Source organism: Enterococcus sp. DIV0170 (assembly GCF_051710765.1).
Taxonomy (GTDB): domain Bacteria; phylum Bacillota; class Bacilli; order Lactobacillales; family Enterococcaceae; genus Enterococcus_A; species Enterococcus_A raffinosus.
Map to the genome: position 1 here is coordinate 914378 of NZ_JBIOLG010000002.1, position 24939 is coordinate 939316.

The window sequence follows — 24939 nt, forward strand, 5'->3', positions numbered from 1 at the left end:
TTTCTTTTACATGATTGATTATTCCATGAACCAATCAGGATTTCTTGGCATTTCTTGCTGTTTTCGATAGTTCCGCGGACTAACACCAAATTGTCTTTTAAACGAGCGGCTGAAGGAACTGGAATCTGTATAGCCATATTCCATCGCAATCGTCGTTATCGACAGCTTTGGATTGACGCGTAAAAAAATTGCAGCACGCTCTAGCTTGAACCTCGTAACGAATTCATTGACGGTCTCAGAGGAATACTGTTTAAAGATTCGATGAAAATGAAAGTCGGACAAATGAGCATTTTTCGCCAGATCACTTAACGTAATCGTTTCCTTGAGATGACCCTCGATATAATCTTCGGTTTTGTTTATTAATCGGAGATAAACCTGCTTAGAGTTCGTCATCGTCTCTTTCCTCTCTTAAATCACTGATATGCAATTATTATAGCAGAATGGAACCCTCCATTTTTTTCGTCGAACAGTCTTCTAAAAAACTTCGTGAGGATAAAGATATTGGTTAGTCGTTTTCGATAGCAAGTTTTTCTGTTTGTAAATAATTTTTTAGAAAGTATCTATGCAACAACGACTAATACCATCACAGAAATAATTCCTGTTTCCCCAACAAGAAACGGCCGCTGGTCAAACACTTCCTGAGCGCAGCATTACAGCAGCCATTGGATACGCTAAAGCCAAAATTAGGATGAATAGGGTTGGCAGCTGGTACCATAAAGGGATCGCCGAAACGTCGCTAGCTGAGAAGACTGGGAGATACCAGAGGAACTAGAGAATGCCGTAAATTACTGTTCCTTTCTCGAATACATAGAGCGCATTTAGTTTAGGCATCATTTACCCCCAACAGTCAATTTCTTCACCTAATCCTGTGAAAAGATAGGTTAATAATAAAAAACAGCTGCGGTCGCTTCAGAAGCTTGAACAGCATGTTCTCACCGAGGACAGAGCTGCCATAAATCAATGCATAGATCGAATAAGAAATCCCCCAATATATCAGCGGTAATAAAAGAGCATAGAGCAAGTACTTTATTCGTACTTTTCTGATCATCAGCGTCTTTTCTCCTCGGTGATAGATCAAATGCGGCAACACCAGGACACCACATGAGGAAGGGGCTGGCATCAAGCACGTTCTTATCGGTAATCAAGCAATAGAAAATACTGCTGAGAGTTAAACAGAGAATAGTAAAAAGAAGCAATGTTTTTTCGTTTTTGTCATCTATTATTCCATCCTTCAATCATGTTGGAAGCATGAACCGAGTATGCCATTTGAAGCTTGTTCTTTCTAAAATAGAGTAGTTAAAAAACCGAATGAAGACGGGATATCCCAACTTCACTCGGCTTCTTAACACAAAATTCTATACCAACTCATTTTCTATATGAAACATTCACTGTTGACCTTTGAGACAATCAGCAAATGGAAATTTCTCGGATATTAGGTAATATCTGATTTTGAATAGCTCCGTAGGCCAAGATACAAAATAAGCCCGTCTAAGACCATCCAGAATAACAGCACCAACCCTACATAAAGAAACGGAAAATCCCAAAATCTCGCCATCATTGAAAAGGACGACAGCGGATCGCATAGCTTTAACCATTCAGCTTTTGGAAACAGCTGATAGATTTGATAAGTAACGGATGGAAAGACGATCAAGCCAATTAGATAAGCAGCTATAGTAATACTCGTTTTTTTGGAGAAAACCAAGAGAACGTATCCAATGGCGATCATCCCAATATAAAGTGGGACAGACAAAACTATTTGAATCATCATTCTTAGTAATAGACCAAAAGTAAAACCGCCAAAGCCAAATAGAATGATCCCTGCGACCGCACTAACAAATAAGCAGCAGACTGTGTAGGTAAAACAGCAGAGAACTCCTGTGATGCATTTTGCAAGGTATACCTGCTTCCGATCAACAAAATAAGACAAGCTGTTTCGAATCGTGCCGGCTGAATAATCTGCACCTAAAATCGCTACCGCGAAGGTTAAGATGAAGAACGGGAATAGACCATCGTCACGCATCTGTTGAACAAAGGCACCACCGTTTGCTGGGAGTGATCGAGCGGCGCTCGCTGTAGATTGAACACCAACACCGCCAAAGCCGCTGCCAGAATTCAGCATATTCATTCCGGTAATAAGAATAATCGTCATGCCCGCCAGTAGTACATTGCGAACCGCCGATCCCCGTTTCAATCGGTATACATCCGCTCGGATCATATTTTTCAAATCCATCTCTTTAATCTCTCCCTTCGATAATTTGGATGAAATAATCCTCCAAGTTGATTTTTACTTCATTAGTAGAATAGATTTTTATCCCATTCTTACTCAACTGTTCTAGGGCTGCCGGCAAGTCGTTCATATAGTCAAACAATCGAATTTCGTTTTTAGGGTAAACTTCAAATCTATCTTTTTTGATCATTGATTGAAGGATAATCCTTGATTTATCAGCATTATCTACCCTCATGGAGAGGTGTCCTTGCGTATTTTTTTCTAGTTCTTTTGAGGTAAACTCTTTTAAAAGTTGTCCATGGTGAATCACACCATAGTGAGTCGCGACCTGTGTCAGCTCAGAAAGGATGTGACTTGAGAGCAAAATCGTAATGCCGTGTTCCTGATTTAATCCATGAATAATGTCACGGAATTCGATCATACCAGTTGGATCTAAGCCATTAATGGGTTCATCCAAAATCAGCAGCTCCGGCTCACCCATGATCGCTAGAGCCAACCCAAGCCGCTGCTTCATCCCAAGAGAAAACTGATGAAACGGTTTGTCGCCAGTGTCGCTTAGATTCACCTGCTGCAATACCCGTTCAATTTCCTGTTCTTCAGAACTCCCTCGTTGAATACGGTAATACTCGAGGTTTTCTCGAGCCGTCAGCTTCGGAAAAAGGCGGGTGTCTCGATCATGGAACCGATTCGTTTGCGGGCTGAAATCAACTCATTTTTTTCACTGCTGCCAAAAAGTTCGATACTTCCGCTCGTAGGCTGGATTAATGCGGTGACCAGTCGCAATAAGGTCGTTTTCCCCGCGCCGTTCTGCCCGATGAAGCCATAGATTTCTCCCCTGTTCAATGTCATTGACAGGTTATTTACCGCCCTGCGGCCTGAATACTCTTTAACAAGCTTATTTGTTTTTAAAACTATTTCGTTCATTTTATGGCTCCTTTTTTCGTTCGATACTGCTATTACTATAGCCCTCCAACCTATACCGAACCTTGAATTTTGAGCCTCGATTGCCCTTAACAAATGGAAATCGAACTGCAGTGTTTTGAGTGTTTTTGAAATGAGGAATTTCCTTCATGCAGAAAAAAACACCCACCATAATTGGCGAGTGCAGGGGGATCTGTCTTCAAATTTGCATTAAACCTTGGTTTATTGCCCTTGGCTATCAAACCATGCTAAAGCGTTCTTCAATACCTCAACAAATTTTTCACGATGTACTTCTTTTAAAACGAATGTGTTCTTATCAGCTGAAGCAATTCTTCGAAAATCACCATAGGTCAATCCTCGCGCGGGAGACTCATCTGTAATGACATGAATATCTGCGAAGCTTCCTTCGAAGATCTCTGGTTTTAATAGATAGACTATCGCGCATAGATCATGAATCGGAGAGTCTATAAAGCCGAATTGACGACCCGACTGGTTATAAAAGGACAACAGCTCATACGCTAAGTGACTGACTTTTCCTTTATTCTTAAGCTGTTCAATCTCAGTAACGGTGATCTCAGCCTTTTCCGTCACGTCTAAACCAGACATGATAATTGGGATACCGCTTTGAAAAACAATCTCCGCGGCATCTGGATCAACGTAAATATTAAATTCGGCTAGCGGTGTTTGATTGCCGTGATGAAGCCCGCCCCCCATCAAAGATATTTCTTCAACCAGAGGAAGGACCTCGGGATAATTTTTGATGAGCAATGCGATATTGGTCAAGGGACCTAGGGCAACCAATGTAACAGGTTCATTGGTTTTTAGAATCGTCTCCGCTAAAAACTGAACACCGTTGGTTGAACAGATCGGGTAATCCGCACCATCAAAATAGGGCCCATCCATTCCAGAAGCCCCGTGAGCTTCAGGGGCAGTCTGGAGTGCCTTAACTAAAGGACCTGCTTGTCCTGATGCCAAAGGAACCTCAACATTTAAAAAGCTTAAAACATTTTTCGCGTTATCTGTGACCTTCTTCAGCGTTTGATTGCCGCCGATCGTAGTGATTCCCAACACAGTAAAATGCTCTGGATTCGCTAGAGCGGCAATGAGCGCCAGCGCATCGTCATGACCTGGATCGCAGTCAATCAGAAGATTTTTCATGCGGTAACCTTCTTTCCTAGTTCATCCATCGTCATGATGCCTTCAAAGCCCAACGCTTTCGCTAATTGACAAATATATGGCTGCTTTAAGGCACTGACCCTTAGGATTTTTTCATCCCAAAAAATTTCTCTCGGTGTTCCTTCTTTTTGTAATTGCTTCTGGGCAAAAACTAACACGCGTTGAAATTCCTTAATTACAAACTCCATATCATGTGTGATGGTAATAACGGTTTTATTCTTGGCCGTTAATTCCTTAATTAGTTGACCTAACAATTCTGTCGATTCGCGGTCTTGACCAGCCGTTGGTTCATCCAGTATCACAACCTTAGGGTCCATAGCCATAACCGCGGCAATGGTGATAAATTTTCTCTTTGAATAAGGTAAATTATAGGGATGTTCCTTCAGGACTTCTGTTAAGCCGCATAACTCGGCTGCTTCCTCCACCCGCTCTTTAACAATAGAGGTAGATAGTTTTTGCTTTTTCGGACCGAAGGCGATTTCCTTTTCAATGCTCTCTTGAAAAATTTGATCGTCTGGATTTTGAAAAACATAGCCGACGTGCTTTGCCATTTGAGCGGTAGTAAGTGTGTGCGTTTCTTTTTCATTAATTAAGACTCGTCCTTTAGTTGGTCGCAATAGACCGTTCATTAATTTGACCGTTGTTGTTTTACCAGCACCATTTTGTCCTATGATAGCCACAGATTCTCCTAATTGAAAGTCCGCCGAGATGTTCTGGACTGCCTCAAAGCCATTGGGATAGGTAAAGCTGACATTTTCTAAGGTTAAGACATTCATGATACGGCGCCTCCTTTTAGTTTTCTGATTGCTTCAGCCATCGTAATTGGCACAGCCTCTGTTTGCTTTAGCTGCTTTAAATAGAACAGCGCTACCTGCGGCAAGGAACCACCGTGTATTAAAATGTCAGGATCGCTTAAAACCTGGTGGGCGGTCCCATGCTTTATGACTTGTCCCTCTTCTAATAGAATAATTTCATCACAATACTCGGCTAATAGATCCACCTTATGTTCAATCACGACGATCGTCTTTCCTTGTTTTTTTAGTTTGGCGATAATTTCAAAAACTTCTTCCGTACTTTGTGGGTCTAGCTGTGAAGTCGGCTCATCAAGAAGAATTACCTCCGGATCTAACGCAACAATCGAGGCCAAGGCGACACGTTGTTTTTGTCCGCCGGAAAGCTCGAAAGGGTTCTTTTCTTTTAACTCCTCTAGCTTGAAGAGTGCTAATAATTCCTGTACCTTTTTGCCCATGACTTCTACGGATAGACCAATATTTTCCATCCCGTAGGCCAGCTCTTCCTCCACTGTATCCTTTACTCCAGAGATTTGAGTGAACGGATTTTGTGAAGAATAGCCGATCTCAGCTGCCAGTGCACCGATATTGTATTTTTGAATAGATTTGCCCTTATAAGTAACCGTGCCCTTCAGCTCTCCTAAAAACATCGCAGGAATGAAGCCTCGCATGATATTACACAGTGTGGTCTTCCCTGATTGATTGTTGCCGATCAATCCATAAACTTTCCCTTCCTCAATGGATAGGTCAACATTTTTGATCGTCGCTTCAGCATCTAATGGGTATCGATACGTAACATTTTCAAGTTCAATTATGCTCATAATGGCCCTCCTACAAAATATGCGATTAATCCTGATAGACAAAGGATCACGACAATATAATCCACTGCGGTTTTTTTAACTGAGTAATAGGCCGTCTTCCGGATTGGCGCAGAAAATCCACGAGCCTCCAAGGTCAATACGCGTTCATCTGTTTGCTGGATGGAGGTCAACACTAATGGTCCCATCATAGGGATAAACGCCTTCATACGAACAAGAACAGAGCCTTCTGTCTCTATCCCTCGTGCCCGCTGCGCGTCTGAGATCGTGCGCGAAAGCTTGCTCATTTGAGGAACCAATTGAATCGTCGCAGAAATAACAAAGGTTACCTTCTTTGGAATCCTAGCTTTTTCTAACGCTGAAACGATATCCTTCACACTAGTGACCTGAAAGAACCAGATAATAATGGAGCTGATCGCTACAATTCGTGAGGATAAGCCAATGCTTGTGGCCAACCCGATTTGAGAATAGCCGATAAACCACCAGATCGATTGACTGTCCTCGTTTTGCACGATAAATACCTGAACTAGAAAAATAAACAACACAATGATAAAAATAGATTTAAAAAAGGTAGCTAAAAATCGGCCTATATTCCCCGAACAGAGGCTCAATAAGAGAGAAAGTCCAAACAATACATACTGCACCACATTAGCTGTCGAGAACATACTGATGATGATTACTGTCAGAACAATCATTAATTTTGTTGATGGGTACCATTGATCGATCGATTTAGCCATGCTTCAGGACCTCCTTGCTAATGTAAGGTGCGCCATAATTCAGTTTAATTAAAAAGCGTGGAGGAATACGTTTGACCACTAAAAAGCTGATCGCAAAATTCAAGATCGTATTGATCGTACCAGTAATCATATTTGTTGAAAAAACGGAGTCCCATAGCTGACGGCCAGCCGCTAGAAAGGCCGCGGTCACCAAGTCTGTCCCTGCTCCTGTAATCCCGCCAAACATAAATACAGTCACGACTGCTGCTGTCCCAGCAGAAACGATCGTTAATACTCCGCAAGCCACGATTATCCCGATTAGATGATTAAAAAATTTAAAGCGTGAGAAAAAGCCGGCAAAAAGGCCAATACTCATAGAAACTAGACCATAAGGAATCGCAACTGGATTCAGCATGCCGTTTACTACATTTCCTAAAAACCCTGTCATCAACCCAACCCACGGACCAGCGACCATTGCTACCAAATATGTACCAATTTGATCAATAAAAACTGGAAGCTTTAATATCGTACACAGTTGATAACCTACAACATTCAATGAAACACCTACAGGAATCAGCATCAATGCCTGCAGCCCAAAGTCATATCTTAAACCTCGTTTCATTTCTTCTCCTACTTTCCTTTTTTAGAAAACAAGCCGTCTCTGTAAGGGCTTCCTTCCTTTTTTTCTTAGTATAGTCAAAATGAAAATACCACGAAAGGTCACATGTCCTTTCGTGGCGGAAATACCCAATTTTCAAATATGGATCAAATGCTCCTGTAATCTTTGCCGTTCATTCGGCCCGATATAAATTTTACGGTTTCTGCTGCTGATTTCTTGATTGTCTCGCAGCTTCTTTAAGGAGCGCCCGACGGTTCGAACACTCATACCCAGCTTATTCCCAATCTTTTCTCGGTTTTCCTTCACCTCAATGAAATCAGTCGTAGTACCCGCCTGCTTGTCATAGTACTCAACGAGAAAATAGCGGAGTCGGTCCACGCCTTCAAGCTGATAAAAAAGACCATCATTTCCTGAGCGATGATACAAATCCTCTGCTAAAAGATTTGCGCTTAGCCTTAATAAATCTAAGTCCTGCATGATCCATTGATAGACTGTCGCAGATGGAACACGTACCGCGTCAACATCAGCGGCGCAAGTAACCGTCGCGATGATTTCCTCTTTCTGAGCTAACGTTTCCAGAAGCCCGATGCTGCCATTCGTTTCATCAAGTTGGAAATAGTCATACTCGCTGCCGTCTTCATATTCTCTTATCCCGACGGCTACGCCACTACGAATAAAATAGATATATTCTGGAAATTCACCACGTGTGACGATCTGCTCATTGTTTTTAAACTTTACACTCGTATACTTGTCGCCTAGCCTATCTTGGATTTTAGTATAGTTAAACCGCTTCTCACTCCCGTAAAGCTGCCACATTTTTTTTAATCGATTCCTCTCCAATAGCGTCTCCTCTCAATTTTCCATCATCCAGTTACCCTCAGCATCCTGTTCATTGACTGTTTTAATGACTATAGCATACGCACGTATCCTGACAATACCAACAGTATCTCCTTACCCAATTTTTCTGCTGCCGTTGTGTCCTTCCTTTTTAAGGGGAAGTCGAAGAGTGAACTTCGTTGTCTCATTTAGGGTACTCTCCACCTTGATCGAACCATCTAATTGCTCTACGATACTTCGCGCAATAGAAAGGCCTAACCCATAGCTACCTGTGTGCTTTTGACGAACCTCGTTGGTCCGATAAAAGCGATCAAAAAGCTTGGGAAGATCCTCCTCAGTGATCCCAGCCCCAGTATTAGTAAAGGTTATTTTGATTTCCTTCGCTTTTGATTCCATCAATACATCAAAGGTTCCCTTTTCATCGGTGTATTTCCCAGCATTCTCGATGAAAATATCGAAAAGCTGCTGTAGCAGAGCTGCATCGGATTTTACGACTACTTTGGTCAGCTTTTGATTGACCGTAATTGATTTCGCCGCAAAGATCGTCTCGTAATTCGATAATGTATCCCTTAACAGCTCGTCAATAGAAAATTTCGTGAAGGTCATTTGCTCAAAAAGATTGTCCGTTTTCGCAATCGTCAGCATTTTGTTCACTAGTCCATTCATCCGCTCTGTTCCCCGCGAAATATTGTCCAGCCAGTTTAATTGTTCCTGTATCGTGTCTTCCTGACTAGAATAGAGAACACCAACATTGGTGGAAATAATACTTAACGGCGTCTTCAATTCATGGGAGGCATCTGCGATAAACTGTTTTTGCTTTCGCCAAGCTTCCTCCATCGGAGCAATGGCACGATTCGTGAAATAAATGATGATCAGGAAAAAGAAGAGCAGTAAGCCCACTCCTACAACCACTAAGGTCATTGAAAGAGAAGCCAAGCTCTTTTTCGAGTCTGTTATATCTAAAAAACGCATCAGGTAGGTCGCATCATTTTTGCTGATATTCTTGTCCGCGTCCTCATAGTCAAAATCTGCGATAGCCGGTGCAACCATGTATTGCCATTCTCGACCATTCATTTTTAGAGTACCGCCTTCTTGATTCTTCCATGCGTATTTAGCTGCTTTTTTATACTGTTTTTTTGACAGCTCTAAGGCAGAATCAATCATGATCGGCTTGCCGTTTTCATCCACCAGCATGTTGAAATAAACCCCTGCACCAGTGACAATCCGATTTATCTCCATGGTGTCGGCAGGTTTCTCATCAAAGGTCACTTTGCCGCCGGTGATTCGCAGCTGCTCCGCCTGATTCAATTTATCCAGATTATCGGACTGCTGCTTCAAGTAGGTCGTGATAAAAATTGTTGTGAAGGCTGCGATCAAAATGATCGCCACAAATCCTGTCGTCATCAGGATCAGGCGTTTCTTAAATTGATTAATCATTGATGTCACCATTTGAAAATTCTAGACAATAGCCTAGATTCCGTACCACCTTGATCTGTGTCCTACTGTTAACCTGTCTTAATTTCTTCCTTAAAAGAGAGACATGCATTTCCACATGATTGTACTCAGCCTCTGAATCATAGCCCCACACCTTCTCGATGATCTGATCTTTTGAAAACAATCTCGGATAATTGGTCACTAAAATTTCTAAAATATTTGCTTCCTTTTTCGTTAAACGAAGCGCTTCGGTGTGCGTTTTCAAACTCAAATTATAGGGATTTAGTTCAAAATCACCAAAAGTGAGAATTCCATCGATCTTGAATTCTCCTTTTCTTCGTCCTAAGGCTTTTAGTCTTGCGATCAATTCCTGATACTGAAACGGCTTGCACAAATAGTCATCCGCTCCACTATTCAAACCATCAACACGATCCTCCAGCTCGCCCTTTGCAGTCAGCATGAGTATAGGAATATCAATGCCCGCCTCTCTTGCTTCTTTTAACATTGTCAATCCATCCTTTTTCGGAAGCATAATGTCAAGAATCGCTAGATCATACACCCCTGAGCGTAAGCAATCGCCCCCATACTCTCCGTCATCGGCTAGATCAACTAAGTAGCCTTGTTTTCTTAAAATTTGTGCCGTCGCTTCTGCAAGCATCGACTCATCTTCTACAAGTAAAACTCTCATTTACTGTCCTCCTTACCACTCAGCGTCTCCCTCATTATATAAGATGAAGCTCTAATGAAGCTTGAATACTAAAAAGAACACCTGTAACGTTTGCTTTTTTAGTAAAAAATAAAACTTCCGTTCATCAAAAAATCTTACCTAATAAAAAATAATTTTTCTCTTGCGATTACAGCTTCATTATAGCTTCATCCCCTACACTAAACTCAGAAAAATGAAATGAGGTAGATATTATGAATAACAAGAAGTCAATGAACGATCATCCGAAGCAACCGACCTCCTGGTACGCTATTTTAAGAAACCTGCCTTTTACGGTCAGAGTATTCGGTCTCACTATTTTAATTGGTCTTTCACTTGTGTCCTACAACATTGGGAAAGCCGTTGCTGAGGCAACCGCCTATAACCAAACGGACGTTTCCTTCACAAACAAGAGAAAACAAAAAACAAAACTGGATGATGTGAAAATTCGTCGGAACAATGGCAAATGGGAATTCTCTTCCGATGAAGGCGTGTCATGGTCTACCACTCCGCCAGAAGGCCTCTACGAAGATGAAGATGGGCGTCTGCGTTACAAAAATTCTAGGTCAGAAAGCATCAGCCGCTCCTCGACTGAAGACATCGTCAACTTTCCATTTAGTGACAATTCCATCAATGGGACGATCATGAAGCGCAAAGACAATAAATGGACCTTCTCCTCTGATGGCGGAAAGACCTGGACAGAAGAAAAGCCAGCAGGCGTGGAAATCGATAAGGATGGCAAATTGACTTGGAAAAGTGAGGATGAGAAAAATGTCTCAACGTTTGATCCGAACAGCAATCAATGGAAGTATTCTGAAGATGGAGGGAAGACTTGGTACGATCCATTAGAAGAAATTGAGGATTGGCTTGAAAAAGGCTTTACCGTTCCGGTCGAAGGGGGTGTTTCAATGAAGGTTAATGATGGGAAAATCCAGTATTCCACAGATGGTGGAAGGACCTGGTCCGAGGAAGCACCTGAAGGCTTTGAAGACAAGGTGAAATCCGTCATCACTAAACAATCAGAAGACGGGAAGACCCTCTACTCCACTGACGGCGGGAAAACATGGAGTGAAGAAAAGCCAGAGAACTTCACGATTCCAAATGTCGAAGATCTGCTAGATGACCTTCCGGATGAACTATTACCTAAGTCTGAAGATATAACGAGTAACTCCACGGCCATTTAAGCGATTGAAGCTGTAAAAAAGGCAGAGACTGAACGGATCGGTCTCTGCCTTTTTGCAGCTTCTTTTAACTAAAACTTATTTCTTCAACTGCTCCTTCAAAAGTCCCTGAACTCTGGCTAATTCATCAGGTGAAATTCGTTGATAGGATACACCGTCCTGCATGAAGCCTTCTCCCTTTGCTTGTTCAGATTGAATCGTCCGGAAGGCACCACGATAGTTTCTTGCCAGCAGCTCTAGATTTTTGAAGGAGAGGTCTGTTTGGATATTGCTGTCTAGGCTGGCTAGAATTTCCTGATAGCTGCTTAGTCCCTTGATACTGACCGCCTGCTTCATGATTCCTGTGATCACCTGCCGTTGTCTGGCTTGCCGTCCGTAATCCCCTTCCGGATCATCGTAGCGCATACGGGAATACTTTAATGCCTTACTGCCATCTAAAAACTGTGGTCCATTTGGAAATTCGGTTTCCTCGTAGGTAAAGGCGAAAGGGTTAGAGACCTCAATTTCTCCCACGGCATCCACCAGCGATTCGATGCCCTTCATATTGATCGTCACATAATAATCGATGGGAATAGCCATTAATTTCTCGATGGTGGCGATTGTCATGGCTGTCCCGCCAAAGGCATACGCATGATTGATCTTATCCATCGTATCATGTCCGACAATCTCGCCATAGGTATCTCGTGGAATACTGACTAGAACGGTTTTCTTAGTAGCCGGATTGACTGTCGCTACCATGATCGTATCTGAACGTCCCTGCTCTGTTCGGCCCAAAGAGCCTGTATCGACCCCTAATAGCAATACGCTAAAGGGCTCCTGCTTCTTCAAATCAACCGGATCTAAAGCCAGCGTTCTCGCTACGGGTTTATAGGCTTCATCGGTCGTTTCTTTTACATCATACAGAATCTTTGCGCCGACAGCCGTCAGCAGCAGGACTAGGAAGAGCAGGATACTCACTAACGTAATCAGGATTTTCTTCAGCTTCTGCTTACGCTGCTGAGTATTGCGCTTTTTCTTTTTCCCCATTTGCTTCCTCCATTACTTAATCGTCCTATAAGCTCTGCGCCAGGATGTCAGCGATTCGTTCGCTGGCTTGGCCGTCACCGTAAGGATTCACTGCCTGAGCCATTTTTTGATAAGCTTGCTTGTCTTCGAGCAGCTTCAGGGTTTCCTGATAGACCGTTTCTCGATCTGTGCCCACGAGCTTTAAGGTCCCTGCTTTTATTCCTTCTGGTCGCTCCGTCGTTTCACGCAGGACCAACACAGGAATGCCAAGGGACGGCGCCTCTTCCTGCACGCCACCAGAATCGGTCAGAATCAGATCACAGCGCTGAGCGAAATTATGAAAATCAAATAGGTTCAACGGTTCGATCAGCTGAATGTTCGTTAGTGTCCCTAGCTCTTTTTCGGCTAATTGACGAACCACAGGATTTTTATGCATTGGGAAAATGATCTCTAGCTCTTCTTTTTCCTTCGCCAGCTGTGCCAAGGCTTGAAAAACACTCGTCATCGGCGCTCCGATATTCTCTCGACGGTGCATCGTTACTAACAATCGAGTTTTATCAGGAGCTGTCAAAGCGGGGTGGGAATAGTCTTCCTTCAGCGTATACTTCATCGCATCGATCGCAGTATTTCCTGTAACAAAAATCTGCTCCTGCGGATGATTTTCCTTCTGTAGATTTTCAGAACTTTCCTTGGTCGGAGCAAAGCAAAGGTCCGATAAAGTATCGACCAGTTGGCGATTCATTTCTTCTGGAAAAGGGGAATACTTATCCCAGGTACGCAAGCCCGCCTCCACATGACCGATAGGTATTTGCTGGTAGAAAGCGGACAATGCCGCCGCAAAGGTCGTGGTCGTATCGCCATGAACGAGAACAATATCTGGTGCTTCCGCTGTCAGTATCGGCGAAAGCTGTTCAATGATCTGTGTCGTTATCTCACTTAAGCTTTGCTTTTCCTTCATAATATTCAGATCTGCGTCCGGTGTAATCTGAAAAAATTCCAATACTTGATCCAGCATATCGCGGTGCTGACCTGTAACCACTACTTTTGATTGAAAGCGCGGGTCCTTTTCCAGTGTCTTCACTACGGGGGCCATCTTGATCGCCTCTGGTCTGGTGCCAAAAATTGACAATACTTTCATCGGCATATGTATCTCCTTTTTATGCGTATTCTTCTGCTATAACAAAGAATCTTGAAGGAGAAGCGTTCCTCCTTCAAGATCCTTCACTTTCATACAAAACTTAGCGGATTAAGGATCTAATCAATAAAAGATCCATTGCTCTTTGCGAAATATCGGACAATGAAAAAATCAATTATTTTAGATTCCATGTTTTAAGGGCTTTACCTGCTGGAGCATATTGTAGCTGCTTCGCCTTTTCTCCTTGCCCGATCAGATAATACAACTTGCCCTTAGCGGTTTCATCTGGCTTCAAGACACCGCCAAATGCCTCCATTTCCTCAGTGACGCTGTAGGCTTTATCCTTTTTATCGGTCACCAGTCGAAAATCGATCGCTCCCATACCTTTATCGTCGGTACCAATATTTTTGTACTCTACCGTAAAGGTGATCAGCTGCTTCGGCTTTTTGGCTTGGTCCACAGACTCACTGCTGGTCACGTCAGTAATTTTCATTTCAATCCCATCCGCTGTGAAAGGTTCGTTCAATCCATCTTTTACTGCTACTTTAGCAACTGGAGCAGTGCTTTCTCCGCTGTTATCTACTTGCTTATTATTCGCAGATTCGCATCCCGTTAAGAGAAAACAAACCGCAACAATACTTAATAATAATTTTTTCATCCAAAATCTCCGTTCGCTAGTTCACTTGAACTGTTTTTCTATCTAATTCCTTGCCATCTGGATCATAAGCAACCAAGTAAACACTGTCGCCCTTTTTGATCGCATTGCCGACATAATAGCTGAAGCTACCATTTTTGAAGGTTCCGCCAATGGATACCAATCCGCCATTTACATAAAGACGTGCTTGCTTCACATCGCCGACATAAATCCCAGTGATTTCAACCGCGCCAACTGTGTAAGCATTTGGTGAGATGCTGCCTGTGTAAGAGGAGCTAGTGAAGGAAACCTTCACGTTTTCTTGTAACAGGACATCATTTTCTCCATAAGCATTTAATGTAACAACATCGCCTTCTTTAATGCTGCTGCCGACATAATAAGTGAAGGTACCATTTTTAAAGGTTCCGCCCCAAGAAATGACATTGCCGTTTACTGATAGACGCGCTTTCTTCACATCGCCTGTGTAAGTTCCGGTAATTTCTCCATTTCCAACCGTGTATTTATTTGGTGTGATCGTGCCCTTTTGTGCAGCTGCTTGATTCACAGTCACACGATTGTTTTGCGTCAATACGACATTGTTTTGATCGTAACCATTGATAAACACGCTGTCGCCTGCTTTGATGGCGTTTTTGCCAACCCAGTAAGTGAAGCGTCCGTTACTGAAGGTACCGCCTAGAGACAACACCGTTCCGTTTACGATGACTTTCGCTTTCTTCACATCGCCACTGTACGTACCAGTAATGTATTCATCGCCAACTGTATAAGCATCAGCTAAAAGAGTGCCTGAAGTAGTAGACTCTACTTGTACGACTTTGCTGTCTAATTCCTTATCCTCAGCAGAAAAAGCAACTAAACGAACATTTGAGCTTTTTGAAATGACATTTTGACCCACATAGTAAGTGAAAGTACCGTTCTTGAAGGTGCCGCCTTGTGAGATCAATTTGTCATTGACGTACAATTTCGCCTTCTTCACGTCGCCTGTGTAAGTTCCGGTAATTTCAACCGCACCCACTGTGAATTTGTTTGGTGTGATCGTTCCTTTTGCTTCTGGTGCAGCAAGAATATTCACTTTGTTGTTTTGACTTAGCACATCGCCATCAACGTCATAGCCGTTGATCAATACACTGTCGCCCGCTTTAATCGCGTTTTTGCCAACCCAATAGCTGAACTCACCATCTTTGAAGGTACCGCCTAATGACAGAACTTTTCCGTTAACGATAACTTTGGCTTTTTTCACATCGCCAGTATACGTTCCACGAATGTATTCATCACCGATCGTATAATCGTATGCTGAAATTGTTCCGCTGTAATTAGACAATACTTTGACTGTTTTTTCATCTAATTTCTTTTTGTCCTTGTCATAAGCCACTAGAACGACTTTCGAATTTTTCTTGATCAAGCCGCTGCTTACTTCATAAGTGAACTTGCCATCTTTTAATGTACCACCGCTTGAAACCAAGTGGCCGTCTACATAAAATTCAAGATAAGAAACATTTCCTTCATACGTACCCGTAATCATACCTTCTCCGACAGTGTAGTCGCTCGGTGTGATTCCGTGTACGCTAGCTTTTACTTCTACTTCAATGTCTTTTGTCGCAATCCCTTTGTGGCTGTCTTCTACTGAATACGTGATAAAGTATTTGCCAACAACATTGGTATTGACGGTATTTGATTTAATAATGATTTTTGAAGTCAAGTCGCCGTCTTCTTCATCGTGAGCGGTAACGCCTTCTAATGGATTAAATGGTTCACCTTTTTCGATGACTTTGTTTTCAGCGTTGATAACGGGTAGTGAATTTTCACCAACCGTAACTTCAATCGTTTTGGTAGCTGTCAATCCATGACTGTCCGTAATTTTATAGGTCACAGGGTAAACACCTGGTACATTACTTCTTACTTGATTGTCAGTAATCACGACATTTTTAGTAATATCACCGTCTTCTTTGTCGATCGCTGATACACCCTTCATAGCAAATGAGCCAGAGAAGTCATCACCTAAAATAATTTTGCGGTTTTCAGCTGTTAAAACAGGTTTTTCTGTTCCATAGGCTGGGTCAAGCTGTCTGTATTCCAAGTAGCCGCTAGATTCTTTTCCGCCACCGACAGTCCAGTCAACGATATTGTTATCCTGCGTCAAAGCTGTGTTGAAATGGTATTTACCATCCAATGAGTTTGGAATACGAATTTCTGTATCCGTCACAAATCCACCAAGGTCAATATTTACTGAACAGTAAACATGTGGTAAAAGCCCAATAATGGTCGTGATTTTAGGATTTTGGATGATCAATGAGCAGCTTTCTGGGTCTACCTTGATATCCGTTGATTTGTAGGTATAGGATTTGATTGGAATACCTAGATTGTAGGCCTTCATTTCTCCTGATAAATAATTAATAAAGCGCGGATCTTCTAATAACGGTTTGAATTCGTTTGGTAATTTCACTTGATAGAAGGTTTTATCCGCGATCCCCATGTTGGCCAATTGTGTGATGTTTAAGTCAACGGTTAAGATCCCCTCTGTTTTTTGGTTATTGATCACTAGTTCTTTGTTTGTAGAAGTTTTTAGGCCGATTTTCCCCCATGCGATTAATCCAAGATCCATCGGTTGGATAAGGCTGCCAGAATCTGCTTTTTGTTCATTGTCAGCAGTTGATTCCTCTGTCGTTGCTTCAGGCTCTTCTGTTGTCGCAGAAGGCGTTGTTGCTTCTGGTGTTTCTTGGACTGGCTCTTGAGTTTGTTCTGGAGCTGCTTCAGGCAAGCTGTCTGTTGTCAGCTTATCTGCTTGTTCTGGTGCTACCTCTTCTGTGTCTGCTGTCTTTTCTTCAGCTAAGGACACGACAGGCATTAATCCCGTATTCAGTAACATTAAACTGCTTGCCCCAATGGTTATTAATCTCTTTTTCTTCACTATTTTTTCCCCTTTCTTTTCTCCTGATCTTCGTTGAAACGCCGCCTATTCATCCATCACCCCCTCTAATACTTATAGTATTTATAGTTTCCAGCCCCCATGGATTTGGCCCCGTTATAAACAACACCAATCAGATGTGCCTTCGATCGTTCGAGTAAGGTTTTGCACTTTATCAAATTGTTTCGTTTCGTACGATTCTCCCGAACAACTAAGATCACTCCATCGACTTTAGAGGAAAAAATCTGCGCATCCGTCACTACCAATAACGGTGGTGAATCCACAATAATGGCATCGTACTGATCCTCTAACTCGCTAAAAAGCTCATTCAATCGAAGGGAGTTCAGCAGCTCCGATGGGTTTGGCGGAATCGGCCCTGCAGGTAGAAAATCTAAATTTTTCACCTGGGTCCGTTGAATCGCTTCGTTCAATGAACTTCTTCCGTTGTTTAACAAGGTGCTCAAACCCACGGCTTGGTTAGAACGCATATTAAAATATTTCCCGGCAGTAGCTCGCCGCAAATCTCCGTCAATCAATAAAACCTTCTTGTTGGTCTCTGACATCACAACAGCTAGATTGGCGGCTAAGGTGGTTTTCCCCTCTTCCTGCTCCGTGGAGGTCACTAAAAGCAGCTTTAAGGGGTCGCCTGCAGAGGCGGCAAATTGAATACTGGTTCGTACATTTCGGTATTGCTCGGTGATTGGTGAAAATCTATTTTCAATCGAAATTAACCGTGTTTCTCTTACTTTCATGAATACGCCCGCTCCTAAACTTTAGACTCGTTTTCTTTGTCTTCTCGACACACTAAGAGAATCCTCTGACAAATTCTTTTTCAGAAGATCCTTGTCTTTCGCAGACATCTTCATGTCCACATTGGTGGTATGGGGAATGATCCCTAAAGTATTGGTGCCAAAAATCTCGTAAATCGCCTGCTCTGATTTAATCGTCTGATCAAAGCTCGCCCGCAGCAGAATAAAGAGAAAGCCTGCCAAACCGCCGACAAAGAAGCTCAGCATCAGGTTCAATTTATGATTGGGAGAGATTGGGTTTCTGCTGGCGGTCGCACCTGAGGTAATCGAGATTTCACCAGGGATCTGACTTTCTGCCAAAGCCTCCTGAAACACCTGTGAAGTTGTGTTCGCTATATAAGCCGCCAATCTTGGCCGATCACTCACGGCTCGAATGGAAAAAAAAAGCGAGTCTTGCTGCTGCTCTAAGGTGATGGCCTCTCGCAGATCGCTAACGGAGAGGCTTTGATTCTCTTCACTCTTCAGCTTTTCCTGTACTCGCCCTAACACAAGATCGCTCAACACTAATTCCTTATAGGTCTTCACTAACTGCAGGTTAGCGGTAATCTCGTTGGACAAGTTTTCTTCTGTCGACTTGGTCGTAGCAATCATCTGGGTCTGGGAGCTGTATTGAGGGGTAATCCAGAAAAAGGAAATATAGCCGCCAATCAACAACCCGCCGATACTACAAAAGATAATGATAGGTAATTTTTCCTTAATGGTTCGAAACAAAAAGGAAAAATTGAATTTTTCATCCATAATGGTCAGTTGCCTCCAATAGTTTTTGTACTGGTTTAATAAGCACCGTAGTGAGTAACGATCACCAGTAAGGTTTTAAGCATGATTTGAACATCTAAAAGGAAGCTTCCTCTATTTAAATAGCGCAGATCCAACTGAATCATTTCTTCAAAATGAAGCTTATTACGACCACTGACCTGCCAAAGCCCTGTACAACCAGGCTTTACTCGCAAACGTAAACAATGGTAAGCGGAGTATTGCTCCACCTCTCGAGGCAGAGCTGGTCGAGGTCCTACGATCGACATTTCTCCTTTTAATACATTTACTAGCTGAGGAAATTCATCGATACTGAACTTTCGCAAAAAGCCACCTACTCGAGTGATTCTCGGATCACGCTTCATTTTGAACATTGGTCCTTCAATCTCATTTTTCGCCATTAAATCAGCAAGCTGCTTCTCGGCACCGACATACATCGTTCGAAATTTATAGATAACAAATGGCTTACCGTTCAATCCGACCCGTGTTTGGGTAAAAAAGATCGGACCTTTAGGATCTTCCAGCTTAATCAACAGTGCCGTAAAGGCTAGTGGTATCAAAAGGATCGCTAAACCCACAATACTTACAAAAATATCGATGACCCTTTTTGTTCTCCTGCCAAAAAAGTCAGAAGTACCGAAATCGTCTTGATTAGATAACACGAATTCTTCAATCGAAGAATTATTTTCATAAATATTATTCATCTTTTCACTTCCAAAGGATCGGCATCAATTCCGATGTATTTTTCTTTCCTGCAAAAATATTCTTCTTTAGAATAATTACAGCTAACTATTTAATAGTAGAACAGAAGCGAATCATCCAACCGTCAATTAATTGTCGCTTTTTTGATTTTTTATCATCAAAAAACACAGTCTATTTTCGGAAAAATGACTTTATTGTGGAATTACCTTTCTTTTTTTGTTTCTTTTTTGAATTTTCCGCGGTTTGGGTTAGTCAACCTCTGTGACAAGCATTTGATAAAATTCATCTGAAATTTGATACCCTTTGCCCCAGGAAGTATTGATCGGGTCACACTCGACACCGCTTTTGACTACCTTTGATTTGATATTTCGCACACAGGCGGATAAGGCGGACATTCTTGAATTAGTGGCTCCCTCGTCCTCCCAAATTTTTTCGCACAGCTCTTGGCGTGAAAGGTACTTTCCACTGTAATCATATAGACAGGTCATCAGCAGATTCTCTCGTTTAGACAGCCCAAAATGATAAAGATGATATTTCTTTTTTTGTGTACGTTCCCTTTCTTTGCTAAAAGAAGTATCCTTAAACTTCGTTGGATCTTGGTGGTTGATGGTCTGGCACATCTCACGAATTTCTTCTAGTGAAGCATTCCCTCTGATCCATTGATCAATGGCCGAATCTGTCTGATCCTCTTCATAGCTTTTCGTAAAATCACTCTCGTATTTCCTGACAATCGCAAAAACACAGCCACGAAGCTTCGGCATCAGCGCCACGATCTCCTGATAAGCGATCGTTTCACTCAAAATGACCGCATCAAAGCAAGAGAACAGCAGTCGCTTTTCCTGATCCATCGAGTAGCAATCCTCTAACAAACAAGTACTGCAGAAGACTTCATTATTCAACTGCTGCAGCTTGCTCTGGAAACCTGATTCCGCCAACAAATTTTTGGTTAAGATTAATATTTTCATTCGTGCTCTCCTTCTTTCATGCCATTTTGGCCAATGAACTGTCTGATACTTGAAACAAACTCTTCGTAAAAACGCTGCTGGGAATGCCGCTCTCGTCCACTTATGGCCGCTTCACTCATTTGACGACGTAATGCTTCGTTTTTAATCAATTGCTTTAGGCCTTGCGCAAATTGCTGAACATACTCTTGATCATAGGGAATCAATACTGCTCCTTTTTCACTGATATATTCTGGAATCCCGCCGATTTTTGTTGCAATCACGGGTATCCCCATCGCCTGTGCTTCAACTGCAGAAAGGCAGCAGGTTTCATGGAAGATAGAGGGCACTGCACAGATATCCGCCGCCCTCAAGTAAAACGGGATCTCTTTTTTATTGATATATCCGGTGAAGCGTACCTCAATCGGCAGCTTCTCAGCTTGCGCCAGAACCTTATTGAAATAGGCATCTTTCTTAGTAGAGCTATAGGTGGTTCCTCCTAGCACCAAGACCTTTACATGCGAGATATCGTCGAGTCTGCTTAGGGCTTCTAGAAGCAGATGAACCCCTTTTGTTTCGGTAATGCGACCCGAAAAAACAATGACGCAATCTGAATCCTCCAGACGAAGCTGCGCACGTGCCTCTTGTCTTTCAGCCTGTGATACTGGCTGAAAATCCTCTAGCTGAATACCGTTGTTTACCCGATAAAAAGCCGAACGCTCCTTAGGAAAATCTATCTTTTGAGCCTGTTGATTCAGAAAATCACAGACAGAGAACACACCATCCAACTCCTGCAAAATCTCTTTTCCGTCCTTTGTCTCAGGATTCAAATAGTCATTATGCAAATACGTGCCTAATTTCCCTGAATAAAAGGAACGCAGCAACGGAATACGTTCTGGACAATTCAGATCCAGCACCCCATCAACCTCTGCCTCCTGTAAATACTCCTGCGTTTTTCTTATTAGGTCAGGATAAGGAATCAAGTTTTTCCGTTTTCCCGTCAGAAGTGACTGTCCTTTATTCCAGCATTTCTGGATGAACCACCATACGGGACGTTCTCTGATATCCACAGGTATAATTTGAGTCTGTGTATGGGTTTGGTTGAAGGCTGAAATTGCCGGGTCTGCTCGAGACACGATTCGTAGTTCCAGCTGTTGATGGGTTTCATTTTCTTCTATTAAAGAATCCAGCAGCGTTTCGATCGCGCCGCCTTTCACAGCCGGAACAGGTAAAGCCCCATAGGTTAGCAGCAAGATCCGTGGTTTCCTCATTTGACCTTCTCCTGCATCGTTAAATAAATAAAATAAAGATTTTCAAAGATGTAGCGTTTATAGAGCCGTCGCGGCTCCTTCATGAAGCGGTGCAGCCATTCCAATCCATTTTTCTGCATCCAGACAGGTGCTCGAGAAATGGCTCCTGCTAAAACATCGAAGCTCCCTCCCACACCCATGATTAGGTTGGCATTCAGCTCAGTTTTATACTTATTGACAAACTCCTCTTTATAAGGTGAGGTCATGCCGATAAACAGCATCTGCGGCTGACAGGCGGCAATCTTTCTTACGACCTCCTCCTCATCTTTAAAATAGCCGTGATGAGCGCCCGCAATCTTCAAACTCGGATACTGCTCCTTTAACACCTCTAGCAGTCTATTCAAAATAGCTTCTTTGGTTCCTAAAAAGTACACCGTCATTCCTTTTTTCTCTGCCTGCTCCAGAAGTGCCATCATGGTATCAATCCCGGTCACCCGATCAATCTTTTTCTTTTTGATCCAGCGGCAGGCGCGTACCACCGAATAGCCATCCGCGCTCACCATGTCCGCCTGTTGAATAATCTTTTTTATCTCGGTATTTCGATGGCTGAGGACGACTTTATTCGAGTTGACGCCGACATGTTCAATGACTTCATTTCGCTGGATTCGTTGAATGATTTCAGTCACTGTTTCCTCCAAGCTGCCATCATCTATCATCAGATCAAATAACTCTACTTTATTCATTTATGCACCCCTTTCTTGCTTATCCCTCCATGGAACAAATCAATAAAAATAATGAGAACCAATAACAGACCTTGGCTGAAAAACAACCCTCCGCCAGAAAGTACGCCTGATTGGTTGAGGACAATCTGTCCGATCAATAAAGCAACTTGCAGCCACATTGCTTTTGTGGATAGTCGCTGTTTCATGAAGCGATCGGTTTGCCGTTTTCGTAAATAGAAAATTAGGAAGAAACCGCCGCCCGATGCAAGTGAAGCACCATTAATTCCTATCAACGGAATCAGCAGCAAGCTTGCTAAAACATTGACTGCTGCACCTAACAAGGAAGTAGTCAGTATTCCTCTTGTTTTCTTCACAACGATATAGGTCGTCCCGAAGAAACCAGAAATACAGGAAAAGAAATTACTTATCAATAGCAACGGAATATAGGACTTGGCAAAGTAAAACTCTTTTGATAGCAACAACGATGCTAGTGGATCTAAAAACAGCAGGATCAATCCGGAGAACAGCAGCAGCAGCGTGCTGTAATGGTTAAACACCTTTTGATAAAAGGCCGCCGCCTCTTTTTTGTGATACTGTTCAACCGCCGACAGCTGCCACGCCTGTAAAAAGATCGTTCCGATAACGGACAATAGATTCGGAATCTTACTAGCCGCCGCATACATCCCGTTACTTGCTACACCAAGATAAAAAGTCATGATAAAACGACTAGAGGTGGTAAGAATCCACCACATCGCGGAATTCGGAATCAACGGCAAACTGTAGGCGATCAACTGTTTCCGCTGCTCAGAATTTACTGTTTTTCTTCGTGTAAGCAATGCTCGCCAGGAAATATTGACAGCTAGAAAACCGAGTGAGAGTAAATTTGCTAAGACCAGTGACAAGAAATAAGCCACGATCATGTTCTTCAGACGCTGAAACAGCAGCAGGTTAAACAGCAAGGTTAGTAGTGACAGCAAAATCCCGTTAGCCGCGTAGGTCTTCAGTTTCCCGACTGCTTTGATGTACTGCATCAGAATCAACTGGAAGGATTGAATCGTTAAGAGACAAAAGCTAAGCAGCCCCACACCTGAGGAAAGATCTACCCACAGCCCAAACAAACGCAGACCGCCCAACAGCAAAGCTAGACCTCCGAGTCCCATCACATTGGTGCCCAAGGCGGTTCGCAGCCAATCCAGCTTTTCCTGTTGGCTCTTACTATCCAGCACAAAGCGCAGCACCCCTTCAGAAACACTGAGACTAACAATTGGAAGAGCCAAATTGATGGTATTCAGCAGCAAATCTGCTGTACCGTACTCACTTTTAGTCAAATAGTAGGTATAAAAACCGACAAGGAAGAACGTAATCAGCTTGCTGCCGAAGCTGCCAATCGCAAAAATCAACGAATCGTTGAACAATTTCTTATATTGATTCCTCATTCGACCAATCCCTGCCGAAAGTCGTCCATTAGCTCATGATTGATTGCAAAGGCTTGCCGCATCTTCTCCTTTGCCCGCTTCATCTGCTGGGAGGCTTCATGATTCTCAACAAGCTTTTCATTTACCTTTTCCAAAAGAAGTACTCGCTTTTTCGGTAGTTCCTCAATCGGTAGTACATCTTCTTCCATCTCAAGATTTTTGAACATCTCGACTACCTTCTGCTGCCAAGACAAACCGATAATTGGAACAAATTGAGAAACAGCTACAATCATGGAATGCATCCTGGTACCGATGATCAGACTTAATCCTTGATACAGCTCTAATAACTCTTCTTTATCTGTGGTAACGATCAGCTGCACTTGCGGACACTCTCGAAACTCGGAATACACACTTTCGACCGTTTCGTAATCCTGAATCTCTGAAGAAAAGAGAACGATCTCTCTTTTCGAAGAAACCAGCTCGCGAATAAGATGGCTCATTTCCTCTAGGTACTGCAGGTATTCTTTTTGCGGACAGCCAGTAATACGGTAATCAATTACACAAATTCCAATTTTTTGGCGAGTCGCCCTTTGTGCCTTTAGCGCCTCAAAGGATTGCTTTTCCGGCAAAAGAAAGACAGGATCCACAGAGGCATAGGCAGCAGAATGCTGAGCATTTTGCAAATAAGCGTAGGAACGCTGATCACGAAAGGTCACAGCATCGCATTTTTTTAAGGTAGCGATCGCCGCTTGTTGCTGTTTTTCTGTACAAAAGGGACCAATTCCGATTGAACTGACGAATATCTTTGTGTGGTGCTTGTTCGCAAGAGTCACTACCTGATCAAAACGTTGCGCGGACAGCGTCGCAGGTGATAAATCGAAAATCGCATTTCCACCGCCAATTATCAGCAGATCCGTTTCCTCTAAAGCCGCTTCAAATGCTCGAATGTTGGCTGGCTCGTACATTTTCTTTCGCGAACGCAGCCATTTCCCTTTACTGACAAGATCCCTAACAAACGGCAACTGGCGAAAATATTTGTAATAGTAGTCATGAATTTTTGATCGTCGAATCAATTGGTTGTTTCGTTTAATCTGTGATTCTTCGATCAATTTGTAACTGTATTTTTTTGTTTCAACATCTGTTAACAGTTGGTCTGACAGCGTTTCAGCGATCAATCGATCCCCGATATTCGAACTATCAATGAAACTAACTAGGATTGCTTTCACT

Annotated in this window: 23 protein-coding genes and 1 pseudogene; 1 reads left to right on the top strand and 23 read right to left on the bottom strand. The window is 42.7% G+C overall.

From position 1 onward, the window contains the following. Positions 1-18: 18 nt before the first annotated feature. From IGI50_RS19910 to IGI50_RS19960, 11 genes and pseudogenes are all read right to left on the bottom strand, one after another. Positions 19-393, bottom strand: coding sequence for a helix-turn-helix transcriptional regulator (locus tag IGI50_RS19910; RefSeq protein ID WP_438778268.1), 375 nt, complete (start codon positions 391-393; stop codon positions 19-21). A 1039-nt stretch (positions 394-1432) separates the two neighbouring features. Then, on the bottom strand, positions 1433-2230 hold the full coding sequence (locus IGI50_RS19915) for an ABC transporter permease subunit (RefSeq protein ID WP_438778269.1): 798 nt from the start codon (positions 2228-2230) through the stop codon (positions 1433-1435). Positions 2231-2234: 4 nt separating this feature from the next. Beyond that, positions 2235-3151 (bottom strand): annotated as a pseudogene (locus IGI50_RS19920) (ATP-binding cassette domain-containing protein). 219 nt (positions 3152-3370) lie between these two features. Then, positions 3371-4306 carry a nucleoside hydrolase gene (locus IGI50_RS19925; RefSeq protein WP_338288614.1) on the bottom strand — a complete coding sequence of 312 codons (936 nt, stop codon included), beginning with the start codon at positions 4304-4306 and terminating at the stop codon, positions 3371-3373. Further along, entirely contained in the window at positions 4303-5100 is a 798-nt protein-coding gene (locus IGI50_RS19930; protein WP_438778270.1) for an energy-coupling factor ABC transporter ATP-binding protein, read from the bottom strand. The genes IGI50_RS19925 and IGI50_RS19930 overlap by 4 nt, the downstream gene beginning before the upstream one ends. Next, positions 5097-5936, bottom strand: a complete 840-nt coding sequence (locus tag IGI50_RS19935; protein ID WP_438778271.1) for an energy-coupling factor ABC transporter ATP-binding protein — start codon at positions 5934-5936, stop codon at positions 5097-5099. Before IGI50_RS19935 ends, IGI50_RS19930 begins: the two co-directional genes overlap by 4 nt. After that, positions 5933-6670, bottom strand: a complete 738-nt coding sequence (locus IGI50_RS19940; RefSeq protein ID WP_070509007.1) for an energy-coupling factor transporter transmembrane component T — start codon at positions 6668-6670, stop codon at positions 5933-5935. The genes IGI50_RS19935 and IGI50_RS19940 overlap by 4 nt, the downstream gene beginning before the upstream one ends. Continuing rightward, the gene (locus tag IGI50_RS19945; protein ID WP_028020252.1) at positions 6663-7271 is read right to left on the bottom strand and encodes an ECF transporter S component; all 609 of its coding nucleotides are present in this window, start codon (positions 7269-7271) and stop codon (positions 6663-6665) included. Before IGI50_RS19945 ends, IGI50_RS19940 begins: the two co-directional genes overlap by 8 nt. Before the next feature lie 132 nt (positions 7272-7403). After that, on the bottom strand, positions 7404-8108 hold the full coding sequence (locus IGI50_RS19950) for a Crp/Fnr family transcriptional regulator (RefSeq protein WP_028020251.1): 705 nt from the start codon (positions 8106-8108) through the stop codon (positions 7404-7406). A gap of 111 nt (positions 8109-8219) precedes the next feature. Next, positions 8220-9542, bottom strand: coding sequence for a sensor histidine kinase (locus tag IGI50_RS19955; RefSeq protein WP_028020250.1), 1323 nt, complete (start codon positions 9540-9542; stop codon positions 8220-8222). Next, positions 9535-10227: a response regulator transcription factor gene (locus IGI50_RS19960; RefSeq protein ID WP_438778272.1), complete on the bottom strand. Its 693-nt coding sequence runs from the start codon at positions 10225-10227 to the stop codon at positions 9535-9537. The genes IGI50_RS19955 and IGI50_RS19960 overlap by 8 nt, the downstream gene beginning before the upstream one ends. Positions 10228-10457: 230 nt before the next feature. Here IGI50_RS19960 and IGI50_RS19965 point away from each other — a divergent pair, with 230 nt between their 5' ends. After that, entirely contained in the window at positions 10458-11426 is a 969-nt protein-coding gene (locus IGI50_RS19965) for a sialidase family protein (RefSeq protein WP_438778273.1), read from the top strand. A gap of 75 nt (positions 11427-11501) precedes the next feature. Here IGI50_RS19965 and IGI50_RS19970 read toward each other — a convergent pair whose 3' ends face one another. The 12 genes from IGI50_RS19970 to IGI50_RS20025 form a co-directional block, all read right to left on the bottom strand. Next, complete coding sequence (locus IGI50_RS19970) at positions 11502-12449, bottom strand: LCP family glycopolymer transferase (RefSeq protein ID WP_438778274.1); 948 nt, start codon at positions 12447-12449, stop codon at positions 11502-11504. 25 nt (positions 12450-12474) lie between these two features. Next, a complete protein-coding gene (gene wecB / locus IGI50_RS19975; protein ID WP_438778275.1) occupies positions 12475-13572 on the bottom strand; it encodes a non-hydrolyzing UDP-N-acetylglucosamine 2-epimerase in 1098 nt (365 codons plus the stop codon). A gap of 166 nt (positions 13573-13738) precedes the next feature. Then, on the bottom strand, positions 13739-14221 hold the full coding sequence (locus tag IGI50_RS19980) for a DUF4352 domain-containing protein (protein ID WP_028020245.1): 483 nt from the start codon (positions 14219-14221) through the stop codon (positions 13739-13741). Between the two features lie 16 nt (positions 14222-14237). Then, the gene (locus IGI50_RS19985) at positions 14238-17123 is read right to left on the bottom strand and encodes an immunoglobulin-like domain-containing protein (RefSeq protein WP_438778276.1); all 2886 of its coding nucleotides are present in this window, start codon (positions 17121-17123) and stop codon (positions 14238-14240) included. 65 nt (positions 17124-17188) lie between these two features. Continuing rightward, positions 17189-17872, bottom strand: a complete 684-nt coding sequence (locus IGI50_RS19990) for a CpsD/CapB family tyrosine-protein kinase (protein ID WP_438778277.1) — start codon at positions 17870-17872, stop codon at positions 17189-17191. Positions 17873-17893: 21 nt separating this feature from the next. After that, positions 17894-18667: a YveK family protein gene (locus IGI50_RS19995; protein ID WP_028020242.1), complete on the bottom strand. Its 774-nt coding sequence runs from the start codon at positions 18665-18667 to the stop codon at positions 17894-17896. 35 nt (positions 18668-18702) lie between these two features. Beyond that, positions 18703-19386 (bottom strand): sugar transferase, encoded by a 684-nt coding sequence (locus IGI50_RS20000; RefSeq protein ID WP_028020241.1) that lies wholly within the window; start codon positions 19384-19386, stop codon positions 18703-18705. A gap of 246 nt (positions 19387-19632) precedes the next feature. After that, positions 19633-20349, bottom strand: a complete 717-nt coding sequence (locus IGI50_RS20005; RefSeq protein ID WP_438778278.1) for a winged helix-turn-helix domain-containing protein — start codon at positions 20347-20349, stop codon at positions 19633-19635. After that, positions 20346-21596, bottom strand: a complete 1251-nt coding sequence (locus IGI50_RS20010; protein ID WP_438778279.1) for a glycosyltransferase family 4 protein — start codon at positions 21594-21596, stop codon at positions 20346-20348. The genes IGI50_RS20005 and IGI50_RS20010 overlap by 4 nt, the downstream gene beginning before the upstream one ends. After that, a complete protein-coding gene (locus IGI50_RS20015; protein WP_438778280.1) occupies positions 21593-22318 on the bottom strand; it encodes a WecB/TagA/CpsF family glycosyltransferase in 726 nt (241 codons plus the stop codon). Before IGI50_RS20015 ends, IGI50_RS20010 begins: the two co-directional genes overlap by 4 nt. After that, complete coding sequence (locus IGI50_RS20020; RefSeq protein WP_438778281.1) at positions 22315-23733, bottom strand: lipopolysaccharide biosynthesis protein; 1419 nt, start codon at positions 23731-23733, stop codon at positions 22315-22317. Before IGI50_RS20020 ends, IGI50_RS20015 begins: the two co-directional genes overlap by 4 nt. Beyond that, complete coding sequence (locus IGI50_RS20025) at positions 23730-24938, bottom strand: polysaccharide pyruvyl transferase family protein (RefSeq protein WP_438778282.1); 1209 nt, start codon at positions 24936-24938, stop codon at positions 23730-23732. The genes IGI50_RS20020 and IGI50_RS20025 overlap by 4 nt, the downstream gene beginning before the upstream one ends. Position 24939: the final 1 nt, after the last annotated feature.

Excerpts from the sequence above, each read along its gene's own strand:
- IGI50_RS19910 (WP_438778268.1), bottom strand. The coding sequence starts at position 393 with ATGACGAACTCTAAGCAGGTTTATCTCCGATTAATAAACAAAACCGAA.
- IGI50_RS19915 (WP_438778269.1), bottom strand. The coding sequence starts at position 2,230 with ATGGATTTGAAAAATATGATCCGAGCGGATGTATACCGATTGAAACGG.
- IGI50_RS19925 (WP_338288614.1), bottom strand. The coding sequence starts at position 4,306 with ATGAAAAATCTTCTGATTGACTGCGATCCAGGTCATGACGATGCGCTG.
- IGI50_RS19930 (WP_438778270.1), bottom strand. The coding sequence starts at position 5,100 with ATGAATGTCTTAACCTTAGAAAATGTCAGCTTTACCTATCCCAATGGC.
- IGI50_RS19935 (WP_438778271.1), bottom strand. The coding sequence starts at position 5,936 with ATGAGCATAATTGAACTTGAAAATGTTACGTATCGATACCCATTAGAT.
- IGI50_RS19940 (WP_070509007.1), bottom strand. The coding sequence starts at position 6,670 with ATGGCTAAATCGATCGATCAATGGTACCCATCAACAAAATTAATGATT.
- IGI50_RS19945 (WP_028020252.1), bottom strand. The coding sequence starts at position 7,271 with ATGAAACGAGGTTTAAGATATGACTTTGGGCTGCAGGCATTGATGCTG.
- IGI50_RS19955 (WP_028020250.1), bottom strand. The coding sequence starts at position 9,542 with ATGATTAATCAATTTAAGAAACGCCTGATCCTGATGACGACAGGATTT.
- IGI50_RS19960 (WP_438778272.1), bottom strand. The coding sequence starts at position 10,227 with ATGAGAGTTTTACTTGTAGAAGATGAGTCGATGCTTGCAGAAGCGACG.
- IGI50_RS19965 (WP_438778273.1), top strand. The coding sequence starts at position 10,458 with ATGAATAACAAGAAGTCAATGAACGATCATCCGAAGCAACCGACCTCC.
- IGI50_RS19970 (WP_438778274.1), bottom strand. The coding sequence starts at position 12,449 with ATGGGGAAAAAGAAAAAGCGCAATACTCAGCAGCGTAAGCAGAAGCTG.
- wecB (WP_438778275.1), bottom strand. The coding sequence starts at position 13,572 with ATGCCGATGAAAGTATTGTCAATTTTTGGCACCAGACCAGAGGCGATC.
- IGI50_RS19980 (WP_028020245.1), bottom strand. The coding sequence starts at position 14,221 with ATGAAAAAATTATTATTAAGTATTGTTGCGGTTTGTTTTCTCTTAACG.
- IGI50_RS19990 (WP_438778277.1), bottom strand. The coding sequence starts at position 17,872 with ATGAAAGTAAGAGAAACACGGTTAATTTCGATTGAAAATAGATTTTCA.
- IGI50_RS19995 (WP_028020242.1), bottom strand. The coding sequence starts at position 18,667 with ATGGATGAAAAATTCAATTTTTCCTTTTTGTTTCGAACCATTAAGGAA.
- IGI50_RS20000 (WP_028020241.1), bottom strand. The coding sequence starts at position 19,386 with ATGAATAATATTTATGAAAATAATTCTTCGATTGAAGAATTCGTGTTA.
- IGI50_RS20005 (WP_438778278.1), bottom strand. The coding sequence starts at position 20,349 with ATGAAAATATTAATCTTAACCAAAAATTTGTTGGCGGAATCAGGTTTC.
- IGI50_RS20010 (WP_438778279.1), bottom strand. The coding sequence starts at position 21,596 with ATGAGGAAACCACGGATCTTGCTGCTAACCTATGGGGCTTTACCTGTT.
- IGI50_RS20015 (WP_438778280.1), bottom strand. The coding sequence starts at position 22,318 with ATGAATAAAGTAGAGTTATTTGATCTGATGATAGATGATGGCAGCTTG.
- IGI50_RS20020 (WP_438778281.1), bottom strand. The coding sequence starts at position 23,733 with ATGAGGAATCAATATAAGAAATTGTTCAACGATTCGTTGATTTTTGCG.